The organism is Pedococcus badiiscoriae (assembly GCF_013408925.1).
Lineage (GTDB): Bacteria > Actinomycetota > Actinomycetes > Actinomycetales > Dermatophilaceae > Pedococcus > Pedococcus badiiscoriae.
The window spans coordinates 1906766-1921355 of record NZ_JACCAB010000001.1; the positions used below are offsets into that span (position 1 = coordinate 1906766).

Annotated in this window: 13 protein-coding genes; 3 read left to right on the forward strand and 10 right to left on the reverse strand. The window is 70.9% G+C overall.

Annotated elements, in window-relative coordinates:
* Position 1: 1 nt before the first annotated feature.
* Positions 2-1900, forward strand: a complete 1899-nt coding sequence (locus BJ986_RS09150) for an APC family permease (RefSeq protein ID WP_179421695.1) — start codon at positions 2-4, stop codon at positions 1898-1900.
* On the opposite strand, the gene BJ986_RS09155 is transcribed toward BJ986_RS09150, so the two are convergent.
* The 5 genes from BJ986_RS09155 to BJ986_RS09175 form a co-directional block, all read right to left on the reverse strand.
* On the reverse strand, positions 1879-2592 hold the full coding sequence (locus BJ986_RS09155) for a response regulator transcription factor (RefSeq protein ID WP_179421696.1): 714 nt from the start codon (positions 2590-2592) through the stop codon (positions 1879-1881). The genes BJ986_RS09150 and BJ986_RS09155 overlap by 22 nt on opposite strands.
* A 66-nt stretch (positions 2593-2658) precedes the next feature.
* Positions 2659-5301, reverse strand: coding sequence for an FtsX-like permease family protein (locus tag BJ986_RS09160; protein ID WP_179421697.1), 2643 nt, complete (start codon positions 5299-5301; stop codon positions 2659-2661).
* Positions 5298-5993, reverse strand: a complete 696-nt coding sequence (locus BJ986_RS09165) for an ABC transporter ATP-binding protein (protein ID WP_202881218.1) — start codon at positions 5991-5993, stop codon at positions 5298-5300. Before BJ986_RS09165 ends, BJ986_RS09160 begins: the two co-directional genes overlap by 4 nt.
* A complete protein-coding gene (locus BJ986_RS09170; RefSeq protein ID WP_179421698.1) occupies positions 5990-6706 on the reverse strand; it encodes an ABC transporter ATP-binding protein in 717 nt (238 codons plus the stop codon). Before BJ986_RS09170 ends, BJ986_RS09165 begins: the two co-directional genes overlap by 4 nt.
* The gene (locus BJ986_RS09175) at positions 6706-7395 is read right to left on the reverse strand and encodes a hypothetical protein (protein WP_202881219.1); all 690 of its coding nucleotides are present in this window, start codon (positions 7393-7395) and stop codon (positions 6706-6708) included. Before BJ986_RS09175 ends, BJ986_RS09170 begins: the two co-directional genes overlap by 1 nt.
* A 174-nt stretch (positions 7396-7569) precedes the next feature.
* On the opposite strand from BJ986_RS09175, the gene BJ986_RS09180 reads away from it, so the two are divergent.
* Positions 7570-8892: a HAMP domain-containing sensor histidine kinase gene (locus BJ986_RS09180; protein ID WP_179421699.1), complete on the forward strand. Its 1323-nt coding sequence runs from the start codon at positions 7570-7572 to the stop codon at positions 8890-8892.
* A 7-nt stretch (positions 8893-8899) separates the two neighbouring features.
* On the opposite strand, the gene BJ986_RS09185 is transcribed toward BJ986_RS09180, so the two are convergent.
* Positions 8900-9067, reverse strand: a complete 168-nt coding sequence (locus BJ986_RS09185; RefSeq protein WP_179421700.1) for a Flp family type IVb pilin — start codon at positions 9065-9067, stop codon at positions 8900-8902.
* A gap of 230 nt (positions 9068-9297) precedes the next feature.
* Positions 9298-10854 carry a dolichyl-phosphate-mannose--protein mannosyltransferase gene (locus BJ986_RS09190; RefSeq protein ID WP_179421701.1) on the reverse strand — a complete coding sequence of 519 codons (1557 nt, stop codon included), beginning with the start codon at positions 10852-10854 and terminating at the stop codon, positions 9298-9300.
* A 50-nt stretch (positions 10855-10904) separates the two neighbouring features.
* On the opposite strand from BJ986_RS09190, the gene rsmI reads away from it, so the two are divergent.
* The gene (gene rsmI, locus BJ986_RS09195) at positions 10905-11774 is read left to right on the forward strand and encodes a 16S rRNA (cytidine(1402)-2'-O)-methyltransferase (RefSeq protein ID WP_179421702.1); all 870 of its coding nucleotides are present in this window, start codon (positions 10905-10907) and stop codon (positions 11772-11774) included.
* Here the strand turns inward: rsmI and BJ986_RS09200 are convergent.
* From BJ986_RS09200 to BJ986_RS09210, 3 genes are all read right to left on the reverse strand, one after another.
* On the reverse strand, positions 11767-12537 hold the full coding sequence (locus tag BJ986_RS09200) for a CPBP family intramembrane glutamic endopeptidase (RefSeq protein WP_179421703.1): 771 nt from the start codon (positions 12535-12537) through the stop codon (positions 11767-11769). The two genes, rsmI and BJ986_RS09200, sit on opposite strands and share 8 nt — an antisense overlap.
* Before the next feature lie 46 nt (positions 12538-12583).
* Entirely contained in the window at positions 12584-13192 is a 609-nt protein-coding gene (locus tag BJ986_RS09205) for a DUF4126 domain-containing protein (protein WP_179421704.1), read from the reverse strand.
* 126 nt (positions 13193-13318) lie between these two features.
* Positions 13319-14488, reverse strand: a complete 1170-nt coding sequence (locus BJ986_RS09210) for an RtcB family protein (RefSeq protein WP_179421705.1) — start codon at positions 14486-14488, stop codon at positions 13319-13321.
* Positions 14489-14590 lie beyond the last annotated feature (102 nt).

Below are 14590 nucleotides of genomic sequence, written 5' to 3' on the forward strand. Positions count from 1 at the left end.
GATGGCCAGCCACAGGCTGGGCGAGACCTTGCTGCCCAAGAAGATCGCTCTGCCCGTCTTCTGCTCGGACCCGATCTCGTCGGTGGCTTACGCGACTGAGCAGATCGTGCTCGTCCTGGGAACTGCGGGCACCGCCGCATACCTGGGACTCGCCGCGCCGATCTCGATCGCGGTGGCGCTGCTGCTGGCCGTGGTCGTGGCCTCGTACCGGCAGACGTGCTACGCCTATCCCAGCGGGGGTGGCGCCTACGTGGTGAGCAAGGAGAACCTGGGCCAGAACGCGTCCTTGACCGCGGCAGCCGCGTTGTTGGTCGACTACGTGATGACGGTCGCGGTGTCGGTCGTCTCTGGCGTGGTGGCCATCATCTCCGCGCTGCCGTCCCTGGCGCCGTACGCCGTGGAGCTCTCCGTGGGCTTCATCGCAGTGCTCGCGCTCGTCAACCTGAGGGGAGTGAAGGAGTCGGGCACAGCCTTCGCGTTCCCGACCTACGCCTTCGTGGGCCTGACCATGCTGCTGCTCGCCAGTGGCGCATACCGCGAGCTGAACGGCGGGATCCCGGAGGCCTCCAGCGCCCACCTCCAGCTGCAGCACACCGCCCAAGTGGGGGGCATCTTCACCGTCCTGTTGTGCCTTCGCGCGTTCGCCTCCGGCTGCACGGCGCTGACCGGCGTGGAAGCGATCAGCAACGGGGTCCCGGCGTTCAAGAAGCCCCAGAGCAAGAACGCGGCCACCACCTTGCTGATCATGGGCGCCTTGGCCATCACGATGTTCTCCGGGATCACAGCCCTCGCCCTGGCCACTCATGCGCGCGCTTACCACGACGGGAACCCCTCGGTGATCAGCCAGATCGCCGAGACCATCTGGGGGCGCGGCGTCCTCTTCTACGCCTTCCAGGCGGCCACGGCCGGGATCCTCGTGCTGGCGGCAAACACGGCGTTCAACGGGTTCCCCACCTTGGCGTCGATCCTGGCGAGAGACCGCTTCCTCCCTCATCAGCTGCACAACCGGGGAGATCGCCTGGCCTTCAGCAACGGGATCCTGCTGCTGGCGGGAGTCTCCGCCGCGCTCGTCATCGGCTTCGACGCCAACATCGACAAGCTGATCCAGCTCTACATCGTCGGCGTCTTCACCTCCTTCACCCTCTCCCAGGTCGGCATGGTCCGGCACTGGCGCGACGAGCTCGGCCGGACGGGCAACCCCGCCCGCCGCCGCACCATCCACCGATCCCAGCTCATCAACGGCACCGGCGCGGTGGTGACCGCCCTGGTCCTGGTCATCGTCGTGCGCTACAAGTTCCTCGGGGGCGCCTACCTGGCCATCGCAGCAATGGTGGCGATCTTCCTGCTCATGCGGGCGATCCGCCGCCACTACGACGCCGTCGAGCTCGACCTCCAACCCGAGCCCGGCGGCATCATCCTCCCGAGCCGCAACCATGCGATCGTGCTGGTCTCCAAGCTGCACGCCCCCACTCTGCGGGCGCTGGCCTATGCCAAGGCGACACGCCCCTCCCGCCTGACCGCCCTGACCGTGGCCGTCGACAAGGAGGAGGAGCGAAAGCTACGAGCAGACTGGGACGAACGCGGGGTCGACATCCCGCTGACGATCGTCGCGTCCCCGTTCCGAGAGATCACCCGTCCGGTACTGGAGTACATCAGCCACATCCGGCGCGAGAACCCCCGAGACGTGGTCACGGTCTTCATCCCGGAGTACGTCGTAGGGCACTGGTGGGAGCACCTCCTGCACAACCAGAGCGCGCTGCGCCTCAAGGGCCGGCTGCTCTACCAGCCAGGCGTCATGGTGACCTCCGTGCCGTACCAGCTCCGGTCATCGCGTGACGGGCTCGCGGGGACCGACGACCTCGACGACGAGGTGCTGCCTCAGGCCAGTTCCATGCGGTAGCCGTGGCCCCGCAGTGTCGTGATGACGGGTGCACGGGAGCCTGCGGCCGTGGCGGCAGCATCGAGCTTCTTTCGCAGCGCGACCATCGTCACGTCGAGGGTCTTGGTGGAGCCGTACCAGTTCTCGTCCCAGACCTGGGACATGAGGTCCTCCCGACTGAGGGCGGTGCCCGTGGAGGCTGCGAGAGTGGCGAGCAGGTCGAACTCCTTGGGGCGCAACGTGACTGGCGCACCGGCGAGGGTGCAGGCCCTGGCGGCCGTGTCGATGTGGAGCTGGCCGTGCGCGATCGGTTCGGCGGGCCGGGCCATGGGTCTGCTTCGAAGGTGGGCGCGCAGCCGAGCCAGCAGGACGCTGAGGCTGACGGGTTTGGTGAGGTAGTCGTCGGCCCCGGCGTCGAGGCCCACGACGACGTCCATGTCCGCATCCCGAGCGGTGAGGATGATCAGGAGCAGGTCGGGGTGGGAGCTGCGCAGGTTCCGGGCGACGTCGATGCCGTCCTGGTCGGGCAGGCCGAGGTCGAGGACGACCAGGTCCGGGCGGTGCGCCGCTGCCTCGGCCAGACCTGAGGCGCCGGTGCGGGACCAGCGTGAACGGTAACCCTGGGCCGCCAGTCCGGCGGTGAGCTGGTGCCCGAGCACGTTGTCGTCCTCGATGACGAGCGCGGCCACACCGTTGGCGGTTTCCTGGGCCATGGCGCAGATGCTACTTCGCGCCGGGCGGCGTCCCCGGGTTCGCCCCGGCGCTCGTCACAGGGTTCGTCACAGGTCTCGGAGCTCCTCCACCGCGGGCCGGGTGCTGGCGCGGGCCCCGGACGCTGCCGCGGCGACGAGCGCGACGACGACAGCCAGGGTGGTGCCGGTCAGGTAGCTCCACGGCACCGCGATGTGGGAGGGAGGTGGGTCGAACACCCCGGTGAGCACCTTGACGAGCATGTGGGACAGGACGGTCCCGATGGCTGCGCCGCCGAGCAGACCGCCAGCGAGGATGACCGTGCTCTCCCCGATCACCAGGCCGCGGAGCTGACGGCGTCGGGCGCCCAGGAGGGTCATGATGGCCATCGACCGTCGGCGTTCGGCCAGGCCGAGGGCCAGGACCAGTGCGCCGGCGGCGACGGCCAGGACGATCGCGTAGCCAAGCTCGATTCGCGTCAGGCCCTGGAGGTTGACCGAGGTGAGGCTGGAACCGACCTTGCCGCGGGCCTCGGTGAGGTCGGTGACCGCAGCCGCCGAGCCGACCTCGCGACGTACCGCGGCGGCGACCTGGGCCTGGTTGGTCCCACCGGTGTCGATGAGGAACGTGCTGACGGCCGCATTGCCGGTCGCCTTGGCGACGTAGGCGGCGTTAGCGACGAAGAAGCTGTCCTTGGGGGCGGTGGGGAACTCGTTGACGATCCCCGCGAAGTGGAAGGGCACCAGGCGGGCGGCACCGCCGTGCGCGTCGGGCAGTCGCAGCCGGAGGGTGTCGCCCGGGCTCAGCTGGAAGTCCTTGACGGTCTCGGCACTGACCAGGACCGAGGTGGGGTCGGTCTGCAAGCGGGTCATGAGCTGCTTCGCCGTGCCACCGGTGAAGTAGGCGTCCTGCAAGGCGGTCACCGACGCGATGGTCGCGGGATTGACGCCATACAGGTCCTGCAGGTCGGCCCCGACGTAGGCGAAGCGGTGCTGCAGGGGTTCGACCCGCCGCACCCCGGGGGTCCTCTCCAGTGGAGCGGCCGCACTGGCGGGAACGCTGGCGCCGGGCGGCTCGGTGACCGTGACGTCTGCCCCGTTGGTGAGCTGGGCGTCGGCCTCGGCCTGCTGTGCGTAGGTCGCGTTGAAGGTGGCTGTGGAGGCGGCGAAGGACAACGCCAGTGCCAGCAGGACACTCGCCCTGGCCAGCGCCGGTCGTTGTCTGCTGAGGCTGGCCGCACCGGACGGGGCGAGGGGCCCGGTCAGGGGTCGCAGGCCGGTGGTGAGGGCGGGGCGCGCGTGGGCCAGGAGGGTCAGGATGATGCGGGTGAGCAGCCCCGCCGCCCCGAGCCAGAGCAGCGCTGGGCCGAGGAACGCCCAGTAGGAGACCGCGATGCTGGGAATGCCCTCCGGTGCCAGCACGAGGGTGTAGTTGTCGGCGGAGGACGCCCAGAACACGATGACGGCGGCGACGACGAGGGCCAGGTCGAGTCCGGTGCGAAGCCACCAGGGGAGGCGGGTTCGGCGCCCGACGACCGCGGTGGTCTGGGTGACGGTGCGGGCACGGAGGTCACGCACTGCCGGCGTGAGCGTCGTGGCCGTCGCGGCCACGACCCCGAGGGCGACGGCGGCAGCTGACCAGAGCCAGGTGAGCTCGGCGCGGGGGCCGGTCCGGGCGGCCAGGGCGAGCGTTGCGCTGGCGAGGAGGAGCCCGACGAGGCATCCCAGGGCGGCGACCAGGACCGTCTCGGCCAGCGCCAGCCTGATGACGGCGCGAGTGGACAGGCCCCGGGTGCGCAACAGGGCTTGCTCGGACCGGCGGCGGGAGGCGCCGGCGCCGACCACGGCGGCGGTGAGCAGGCAGGCGAGGACAGCACCCGGCAGTCCCAGGAAGAGGAACAGCATCTGCGCGTATGCCGCGTCGCCGCGGGCCGCGTCCAGGGCGGCGGCGAGGTTGTCGCCGACCAGGGCGCCGCCGGCGGTCTGGGCCTCGAAGTGGTGCGCCGTCGCGAGCACGCGGCTGTAGGCGTCGGCGGGGGCGGCGGGTAGGGGGGCGTTCCGCCGGACGTGGAACTGGGTGGTCACGTCGGCGCCGTGGAACAGGGTGGTGAAGGTGGGCTCGGGCAGCAGGACCACGTTGTCCGGTGGTGCGGTCGCCTGCGACTGCGCTGCCGCGCCGACGTGTTGGAAGAGGGTGTCGGCCTGGGGCAGGTCGACGACCCCGGCGATGGTGATCGTCGCAGGCGGCGACCCGGGACGGCCGATGATGACGTGGTCCCCGGGGGCGACGTGCAGGTTCGCGGCCGTCTGCTGGGCCAGCTGCGGGCCCTCGGGGCTACCGGCCAGCTGTCGCAGCTGCGCCGGGAAGGCCGATCGGTACCCCGCAGGCAGGCCCAGGACGACCCCGGGCCCGGTGGTCTGGGTGCTCCCCGCCGCGGTCGCCTCCAGGCCGGTGGTCTTGGTCAGGTGCACGGTCTGCACGGTCGCCGTGCCGGGCGTGCCCCGCAGCGTCGTGAGGACCCCGGCGGGGACTGCCCCCCGTTGCACCTCGACCTGCCAGTCGACCGCAACGGTGTGGGTCGCGCGCGTGGTCATGGTGGCCTGCGAGGCGGCGATGAATCCGCCGAGGGCCGCAGTCAGCCCCACGGCCAGGGCGATTCCCGCAGCGGTCCCGAGCAGGCGCAGACCACGACGGCGCATCAGGCCTGTCAGCCACACCACGGTCCCCGTCATCGGTTGACCCCGGCCCGGTCCGGCACGCTGAGGCGGCCCTCGTGCATGGTCCAGTGGTCCGGCAGCCGTGCGCTGACGGTGGCGTCGTGGGTCGTCACGACGAGGGCGGCGCCGATGTGGTCGGCCGCGGCCAGCAGGGCATTGACCACGAGCTGCCCGGAAGCGTGGTCGAGCTGTCCGGTGGGTTCGTCAGCGAGGATCAACGGTGGGCGCATGGCCAGGACCCGGGCGACGGCCACGCGTTGGGCCTGACCACCGGAGAGCTCCTCGGGCAGCTTGTCGGCCAGGTGTGCGGCGTCGACCTGCGCCAGGCTCTCGGAGGTGCGCTCGCTGGTCGGGGCGGCGGCGACTCCCGCCAGCTGAAGGGGAAGGGCCACGTTCTCCTCGACGCTGAGGGTCGGGATGAGGCTCGGGGTCTGGAAGACCAGACCGATCGCCGCGCTTCGGGTGGCCGCATCGTGCGCCCCGGTGAGGGCGGGCCACTCGATGGTCCCGCTGGTCGGGCGCTCCAGGCCGGCGAGGAGGTGGAGCAAGGTCGACTTGCCCGACCCCGAGGGGCCGATGATGGCGATCCGGTCTCCGCGGTGGACGGCGCAGGTGGCCCCGTGGACGGCCACGACCGCGGTGGGTCCCGTGCCGAAGGTCAACGCGGCGTCGCGGCACAGGACATCGGGGGAGAGGGCGTTCATCATGCCTGGACCTTCCCGTCGGCAAGGGTGATGACTCGGTCGGCTGCCGCCATGACTTCGGCGCTGTGTGTCACCACGAGGAGGGCAGTGCCGGCGGCCACGCGCTGCCGCAGCAGGTCCAGGACCTGTTGCTCGGTCTCGCCGTCGAGCTCCCCGGTGGGTTCGTCGGCGAGGATGACCTGCGCGTCGTTGGCCAGCGCGACGGCCAGCCCCGCACGTGCGAGCTCGCCACCGGACAGCTGGCGCGGCAGGGACTGGGCACGGTCGGCGAGCCCGACGCTCTCGAGCAGGTCCAGGGCGGCCGGACGGGGGTGACTACGGCGCAGAGCGGACTGGACCAGGGAGATGTTGGCCGTCAGGTTCAGGTGAGGGAGCAGGTTGCGTGACTGCAGCAGGATGCCGATGTGCTTCGCGCGCAGTCCCGCTCTGACCGGTTCGGGTTGGTGGCTGAGCCGGTGGCCTGCGATGGTCACAGTGCCACCAGCGGGCTCGTCGAGGCCGGCCAGGCAGGACAGCAGGGTCGACTTCCCGGAGCCGGACGGGCCGACGACTGCCAGCATCTCCCCGGGCTGCAGTGTCAGGGACACGCCTTGCAGAGCAAGGGTCTCGTCGTCACCCGCTCGGTAGAAGCGATAGAGCCGGTCCGCCACGAGGGCGGGCTGCCCTTCCGGGGCCAGGCCCTGGGGTCGCGCCGTGACAGTGGTCGCCGACGCCATCAGTGCCAGGCCAGCGAGTCGCTGACGATCCGCCACGGGTCGACGTTGTCGGCGTTGGTGGGTCCGGCGAGGGTGAGGTCCACCCTGGTTTGGCCGTGCTGGAAGGTGTACCGCTCGAACGCGTCGCGGACGACCTTGCCGGTCACCGGGTTGGGGGCCGAGTCGCCCTGGTAGGTCGCGAGGATCGCAGTGCCCGCGCGGCGGGTGACGGTGGTGACCTTGCCTGGTGCGTAGTTCGGCACCGTCGCCTGCAGCATGGGAAGGTCGTGGCTGCGCACGCTGGCGACCGTGGGTGCGGTCGAGCTCTTCGTGACGCTGATCCGGATGCTGTTGAGCTTGTCGCTGAACACCGTGGCGCCTGCTGTGGTGGTGCGGCCCCACCCCTCGGGGACCTTGACGGTGACCGTGCTGCCGGCCGGGGCGAACGGCACGTACGCCTGGTTGTCGGGGATGTCCCCTGGAGGGTTGGACTCGGTGGGGTGACTCGTGGCGGAGGCCGAACCCCCGCTGGCAGAGCTGGTCCCCGACGACGCGGAGGTGGAGGTCACGGCCCCGGTCGGCGGGCTCGTCGGAGCGTTGGTCCCGCCGCTCGAGCCGCAAGCGCTCACGAGCGCCACGGCAAGCGAGCCGCCCAGGATCGTCATGGTGCGGCTGGCCAGCACGCGGGCAGTGGGGCGATGGTGCTTCATGGGCGCTCCTTGGTCGCGGGGTCTGCAGGTGCTGAGGCAGGTACTGAGGCGATTCCTCGACCCTAGGAGCGGGGTGGCAAGTCCGCGGTTAGTGCTGGGTTAGACGACGGCAAAACTCCTGCTGGATGCCGGCGACTCCTGTGGCACCGCTCCGCCTCCCACCATGATGGTGGGATGCGGACAGGGGTGCGCCGGGTGGCGGTCGTGGCGGTGGCGGTGGCGCTGCTGCTCTTCGGGCTGCCGCTGGGGGTGGTCACCCGCGCGCTGTTGCAGGAGCGCGAGCTCGCCGAGCTCGAGGTGCTGGCGCGAACCGCCACCCTCGCGGTGGGCGCGACGACGTCGCCCGGTGACCCGGTCGAGCTGCCACCTGCGCAGCCCCCGACGCAGGTAGGGGTCTACGACGCCGCCGGAATCCGGCGCAACGGTGCCGGGCCCGACCACGGTGGCGTCCTGGTGGCGCGGGCCCGCCATGGCGCCACGGCGACTGGTTGGGACCAGGGGCAGCTGGCTGCAGTGGTCCCGGTCGTGAGCAACGAGCACGTGGTGGCGGTCGTTCGCGCCGGGGAACCCGCGGGTGAGCTGTGGAAGCAGGTCGCGCTTGCCTGGGGGCTTCTGGCCGGGGCCGCACTGATCGCGTTGCTGGCCGCGCTGGCCGTGGCTCGGCGCCAGTCGCGGGCGCTGGTCGAGCCCTTGGAGAAGTTGGCCGTCGTGGCATCCAGGGTCTCCGAGGGAGACCTCACGGCGCGGGCCTCGCCCAGCGACGTCACCGAGGTCGACCTGGTCGGTCGTGCCCACAACGCCATGGTGAGCGCGCTGGTCCAGGCCCTCGAGAGTGAGAGGCGGTTCTCTGCCGAGGCGTCCCATCAGCTCAGGACGCCACTGGCGAGGCTGCGACTCGAGATCGAGGAAGCCCTGGACGACCCGCGCCCGGGCGAGCGGCTGGAGCGCGCCCTGGGCGAGCTCAGCCGCCTGCAGGACGTCGTCGCGGATGTCCTGCTCGTGGCCCGTCGGTCACCCTTGCTGGCCGGCACGAGCCTTCCGCTCGTCCCCTTGGGGGAGGTGGTCCGGCGGGTGGGGCGTCAGTGGCACGGCCCGCTGTCAGCCTCAGGCAGACCGCTGACCGTGCACGAGCAGGACGGGGCCGCCACAGCGCCCGTCGCCGCGAGGATCGTCGAGCAGGTGCTGGAGATCCTCCTCGACAACGCCTCGCGACACGGCCGAGGGCGGGTGCAGGTCGTCGTCCGGGAGGCTGTCGGCGTTCCGGCCGTCGACGTCTCGGACGAGGGTCACCTGACCGTGCCCGACCCCTTCGGACCGCACGCGAGCGATGACTCCCGCGGTGGGAGCGGGCTGGGCCTGCCCCTGGCGAGGACGATGGCCGAGGCCGTCGGTGCCCGTCTCACCCTCAGCGAGCGGACGCCGACGACCTTCACCCTGTTCCTCCCCGAGCCCGTCCGGACCCGATGGTCCGGGGAGGGTGCGGAGCAGCGCGGCTGACGGCGCGTCAGACGCTGCCAGCCACCTGGTTGAAGAGTGCCGAGAGGTTTCCGCCCAGCAGGGCGACGGCAGCGATGATGACGATGGCGATGAGAGCGACCATCAGCCCGTACTCGACGGCCGTGGCGCCTCGCTCGGAGATCGTCCGCTGGAGCCTCGCAATGAACCTGGTCATGTTTCTCTCCATCTCAGCCTGTGGAGCGTGTGCCCCTGCACCCGCCAGAGTGACAGAGCCGTCAGGTCCGCCCCCTCGACCGTTCCGGCGGAATCGTCCGGCGAACGGGCGACCCGACGCCTTCGCTTGGCCCGGGGGAATCACGATTGAGTCTGGATGCCTCCAGGAGCACCTGCCGCCACGCGAGGTCGGCGTGGTATTCGGGGGCGGAGCCGCCGGGGGAGCCGGGATCAGACCCAGCTGGGGAACCACATCCGCAGCGACCACTGGCCCTGCGGGATCACCTGCGCGGTGTAGATCGGCCAGAAGAACGCGAAGATCGCCAGCGTCAGCACGCAGTAGGCGCCCACGGCATACAGGCCGATCTCGCGGCGCCGCCACGAGTCGGTGGGTTTCCCCAGGGCCAGGCCCAGCACGAACACGACCGCGAAGATGATCCACGGCTCGAACGCCACCGTGTAGAAGGAGTAGATGGTGCGCTCTTCGAGCCCGAACCAGGGCAGGTAGCCACCGGCCAGACCCGCGAGGATGGCGCCCGCCCGCCAGTCGCGCTTGAACAGCCAGTGGAACAGGAGCACGAAGATGGCGGCCGCGCCCAGCCACCAGACGGAGACGGTGCCGATCGAGGTGATGGCCTTGGAGCACTGGGCGACCGTGCAGCCGTCGACCCCGCGCTTCGGCCCCTCGTAGAAGAACGAGGTCGGACGCCCCTGGATGACCCACGACCACGGGTTCGTCTTGTACGGGTGGTTGTCGCGCAGGTTGACGTGGAACGTGTAGATCTCCTGGTGGTAGTGCCACAGCGACCGCAGCGCAGCCGGGACCCAGGGGGTGTCGCGGGAGGGGTGGATCGTGCCCCACTGCCGGTCGTAGCCGTTGCTGGACGCGAACCAGCCCACCCAGGATGCGACGTAGGTGACAACAGCCGTGCCGCACATCACGAGTGCCGCCCACAGCCCGTCACGGACGACTGCCCCCGAGAACCAGTGCCGCACCCCGACGGCGCGACGCGCCCCCATGTCCCACAGGACCGTCATGAGCCCGAACGCCACGAGGAAGAAGAGCCCTGACCACTTCGTCCCCGCGCACAGGCCCAGGCAGATACCGGCGACCCAGCGCCACGGTCGCGCCCCGAGCCACGGGCCGAAACCGGACGCGAGCGCACGGTTGGAGAGCCCGGCCGCCCGCTCGGCGAGGAGGGCCCGTGACCGGTCGCGGTCGATCAGCAGGGCGCAGAACGCCGCGAGCGCCCAGAACATCACGATGAGGTCGAGCAGCCCGGTGCGGGACTGGACGAAGTGGTGTCCCTCGAAGGCCACGAGGAACGCGGCGATGGTGCCCAGCAGGGACGACCCGAACATGCGTCGCGCGGCACGCCCGATCATCAGGATCGACAGCGTCCCCAGCACGCACACGGAGAACCGCCACCCGAACGACGAGGTCTGCCCGAAGAGGTGCTCCCCGGCCGCGATGATCCACTTGCCGACCGGCGGGTGGACGACCAGATCTCCTTCTGTCCCAAAGACATCCGGGGTGCCGTGGGTGAACAGCTCGTCCGGCTTCTTGATGGTGCCGGGCACCCGCATCTCCACGCCGTAGTCCAGCATCGAGACGCCCTGCTTGACGTAGTACGTCTCGTCGAAGACCAGCTGGTGCGGCCGACCCAGCGACCAGAACCGCATCACCCCGCCCACCACCGCGAAGAACACGGGTCCCAGCCACCCCCAGAGGGTGTCCGTGGGCCTGAATCCGAGCAGCCGTGATCGCAGCAGCTCGATCCGGGTCATGCGCGCCATCGTATGCACAGCGAGGACGGCTCCCCTGACAGGATGGCGACGTGACTTCCGACCCGGCTCCCGTCCCCGGTGTCCTCGTCCTGGCGGCCACCCCGATCGGGGACCCTCGCGACGCGGCACCGCGCCTGGCCGCGGAGATCGCCACTGCTGATGTCGTCGCGGCCGAGGACACCCGTCGGCTGCGCCGGCTGTGCGCCGACCTCGACATCTCCCCGACCGGATCGGTGCTGAGCTACCACGAGCACAACGAGGGGTCGCGCACACCGGAGCTCGTCGAGCGGCTGCGCGGCGGCGCGCGGGTCGTCGTCGTGACGGACGCCGGTATGCCGTCCGTGTCGGACCCCGGGTACCGGCTCGTCCACGCCGCCGTGGCGGCCGGCGTCCGCGTCACCTGCGTGCCGGGCCCGAGCGCAGTGCTCATGGCCCTGGCCGTGTCAGGCCTCCCGGTCGACCGGTTCTGCTTCGAGGGCTTCCTCCCGCGCAAGGCGGGCGAGAAGGCGCGAGGCCTGGCAGCTCTGGCTGACGAGCGTCGGACCATGGTCTTCTTCGAGGCCCCGCACCGCATCGACGCGACGCTCGTCGCGATGGCAGAGGCCTTCGGGGGCGACCGGCGCGCGGCCGTCTGCCGGGAGCTGACCAAGACCTACGAGGAGGTCCGTCGAGGGCCGCTGGCCGAGCTGGCTGCGTGGGCGGCCGAGGGCGTCCGTGGGGAGATCACGGTCGTGGTGGCCGGCGCGGCGCCGACGGTGACCACCGTCGAGCAGGCGCTGCCCGGCATACAGGCGCGCGTGGCCGCAGGTGAGCGGCTCAAGGACGTCTGCGCCGACGTGGCAGCCGCGACGGGTCTGTCCAAGAAGGCGCTGTACGACGCGGCCCTCGTCGCGAGGACGGGACCGGCCGAGGTCAGCTGAGCCAGGCGAGGTGGCCCTTGAGCAGGGCGTAGCCCACGAAGGCGACGACGTCGAGCAAGGTGTGGGCGACCACGAGCGGGGCGACACGTCGGGTGCGGGTGTAGACCCAGCCGAAGAGCAGCCCCATCACGAGGTTGCCGACGAACCCTCCGAAGCCCTGGTAGAGGTGGTACGACCCTCGGATCAGGGCCGAGGTGACCATGACGACCGGCAGCGACCAGCCGGCCCGGAGCCACCGCGCGTAGAGATAGCCGATCATCACGACTTCCTCGAGCACGGCGTTCTGCACCGCGGCGAGCACGAGCACGGGGATCGTCCACCACTGGTTCGAGAGGTTCGCCGCGGCGATGGTGGTGTTGAGGCCGAGCGCCCGTGCGGCCGCGTAGAGGCCGAGCCCGGGCAGGCCGACAGCGGCGGCGAGCAGCGCGCCCCGGACGAGGTCGCGGCCGGGTTGGCGCAGGTCGGCGCCCATCGCGTGCCGGGCGTCCGGGCGGTCGCGGGAGAGCAGGTGCAGGGCGAGGGCCACGGGCACGAGGGCGAGCACGATGCCGACGAGCTGGTAGGTCAGGTCCAGCCAGGGCCTGTCGGGCGTGACCGAGGAGTTCATCGCGGTCGTCTGCCGGTTGAGCGCCACGGGTTGGGTCAGCTTGTTGACGAGCGAGAGCAGCGCCCAGACGCCGCTCGCGCCCAGGCTGACCCCCAGCACGAGGATCGTCTCGCTGACCAGGGACCGGCGCGTGGGAACCGTGGTGGCGACCGTCATGCGCCCAGTCTGCTGGTCGAGGCTGGACGAACCATGACAGGCCTGCTCACGCCAGCGCGGTGCGGCGGTCGCGGCGGTCGCGGCGCCTGCGCCATCGCCGGACCCTGAGGAACAACCACACGAGGAGCCAAGCCAGCAGGACGAGGAACACGATGACCAGGACCGGGAGGAACAGCGCCACCAGGCTGAGACCGATCGACGCCCCGTCCTCCACCGTCGAGGCCACGGGCGCGCCGACCCCGAGCGTCCCGGCGTTGATGGCCGGCCGGGCCACGGTCTTCCCGCCGTGCACGAGACCCGAGGTGACCACGCCGAGGATGACCCCGACCCACGGGTTCCTGGTCATCCAGGACGAGTGGTCGAGTCCCTCGGCGGCGGACGTGGCGGCGAAGATGAGGCCACCCATGCTCGGCCGGATGAACGTCTGGATCGCGTCGTTGACGGAGTCGACCGCGGGGATCTTGTCGAGCACCACTTCGGCGAGCAGCAGCACCGCGCCGACCCCGATCGCCCACCACGACTCGATCCACGCGTAGGACTGCGGCAGCGTGATGACGTCCGTGAAGCGGGCGACGAGGGCGACGACGAGGAACGGGATGTAGGCGTTGAGGCCCGCGGCGGCGGACAACCCCATGCCGGTCAGTGCGGCGAACATCGGCCACCTCCTGTGCGGGTGCGGTGCACCTGTCAGGACATGTCTACTCGACGCAGGGCCCCGGTGCCTGACACGTGCGCCCCGGTATGCCGCGTACGCGGAATACCGGGGCGGGGTCGGGGCTGGTCAGTCGCCCTTGACGTTGACGACCTGCCGCAGCGTGTGCCGGACGGTCACCAGGTCGGCGGCGTCCGCCATCACCTGGTCGATGTCCTTGTACGCCCCGGGGATCTCGTCCAGGAACGCCTCGGTGTCCCGGAACTCGATGCCCTGCATGGCCTCCCGGAGCTGCTCGTGGGTGAACCGCTTCCGGGCCGCGCTCCGGCTGTACTGCCGCCCCGCACCGTGCGGGGCGGAGTTGAGGGCAACGGCGTTGCCGAGACCCTCCACGACGTACGACCGGGTGCCCATCGAGCCGGGGATCAGGCCGAGCTGGCCTGCCTTCGCCTCGATCGCGCCCTTCCGGGACACCCACAGCTGCCTCCCCCAGTGGTGCTCCTGCTGGGTGAAGTTGTGGTGGCAGTTGACCCGCTCGTGCTCGACCACCGGCGTCCCGAGGAACTCCCCGAGCTGCCGCAGGACCCGGTCCATCATCTCGTCCCGGTTGAGCAGGGCGTAGTGCTGAGCCCACCGGAGCTCGCGGATGTAGGCCCAGAACTCGTCCGTGCCCTCCACGAGGTAGGCAAGGTCCCGGTCGGGCAGGTCGATCCAGTACCGCTCCATGAGCTGCCGGGCGACGGCGATGTGGTGCTGCGCGATCTTGTTGCCGACGCCCCGCGACCCCGAGTGCAGGAATGCCCACACCCGGTCCTGCTCGTCGAGGCTGACCTCGATGAAGTGGTTGCCCGAGCCGAGCGAGCCCAGCTGGAGCCGCCACCGTCCGGCCCTCTGGTCAGGGCTGAACTCGGCCGCGGCCGCCATCGCCTCGAGCTCGTCGACCCGCGGCTGTGCAGTGGCGACGATCTTCGAGTTGGCCGCACCCGCCGACAGCGGCACCGCCCGCTCGATCGACTCCCGAAGGGGCGTGAGTGACCGACCCGCGAGGTCCGCAGCGGTGAACTGGGTGAGGACGGCGATCATGCCGCACCCGATGTCGACACCGACGGCCGCGGGCATGACGGCCCGCTCGGTCGGGATGACCGAGCCGACGGTGGCGCCGAGGCCGAGATGGGCATCGGGCATGAGGGCCACGTGCGGGAAGACGAAGGGCATCTGCGAGGTGCGCAGCGCCTGCTCCTGGGTCTTCTCTTCGAGGACGGAGGCCCAGTTCATGAGCCGGGTGGAGATCTGATGCATGACGCACCTCCTTGGGACGTAACGGATTTCGTGCGGCGCCGCGGCGTGCGGACCGCAGACGAGCGTGACAGGTGTGCCGCACGGCCGCACCGGGTTTTTCAT

Coding starts and splice junctions, on each gene's coding strand:
- BJ986_RS09205 (WP_179421704.1), bottom strand. CDS start 13,192: ATGTTCGCCGCACTGACCGGCATGGGGTTGTCCGCCGCCGCGGGCCTC.
- BJ986_RS09155 (WP_179421696.1), bottom strand. CDS start 2,592: ATGGCCCAGGAAACCGCCAACGGTGTGGCCGCGCTCGTCATCGAGGAC.
- BJ986_RS09190 (WP_179421701.1), bottom strand. CDS start 10,854: ATGACCCGGATCGAGCTGCTGCGATCACGGCTGCTCGGATTCAGGCCC.
- BJ986_RS09175 (WP_202881219.1), bottom strand. CDS start 7,395: ATGAAGCACCATCGCCCCACTGCCCGCGTGCTGGCCAGCCGCACCATG.
- BJ986_RS09180 (WP_179421699.1), top strand. CDS start 7,570: ATGCGGACAGGGGTGCGCCGGGTGGCGGTCGTGGCGGTGGCGGTGGCG.
- BJ986_RS09200 (WP_179421703.1), bottom strand. CDS start 12,537: ATGACGGTCGCCACCACGGTTCCCACGCGCCGGTCCCTGGTCAGCGAG.
- BJ986_RS09170 (WP_179421698.1), bottom strand. CDS start 6,706: ATGGCGTCGGCGACCACTGTCACGGCGCGACCCCAGGGCCTGGCCCCG.
- BJ986_RS09150 (WP_179421695.1), top strand. CDS start 2: ATGGCCAGCCACAGGCTGGGCGAGACCTTGCTGCCCAAGAAGATCGCT.
- BJ986_RS09160 (WP_179421697.1), bottom strand. CDS start 5,301: ATGACGGGGACCGTGGTGTGGCTGACAGGCCTGATGCGCCGTCGTGGT.
- BJ986_RS09210 (WP_179421705.1), bottom strand. CDS start 14,488: ATGCATCAGATCTCCACCCGGCTCATGAACTGGGCCTCCGTCCTCGAA.
- BJ986_RS09165 (WP_202881218.1), bottom strand. CDS start 5,993: ATGATGAACGCCCTCTCCCCCGATGTCCTGTGCCGCGACGCCGCGTTG.
- BJ986_RS09185 (WP_179421700.1), bottom strand. CDS start 9,067: ATGACCAGGTTCATTGCGAGGCTCCAGCGGACGATCTCCGAGCGAGGC.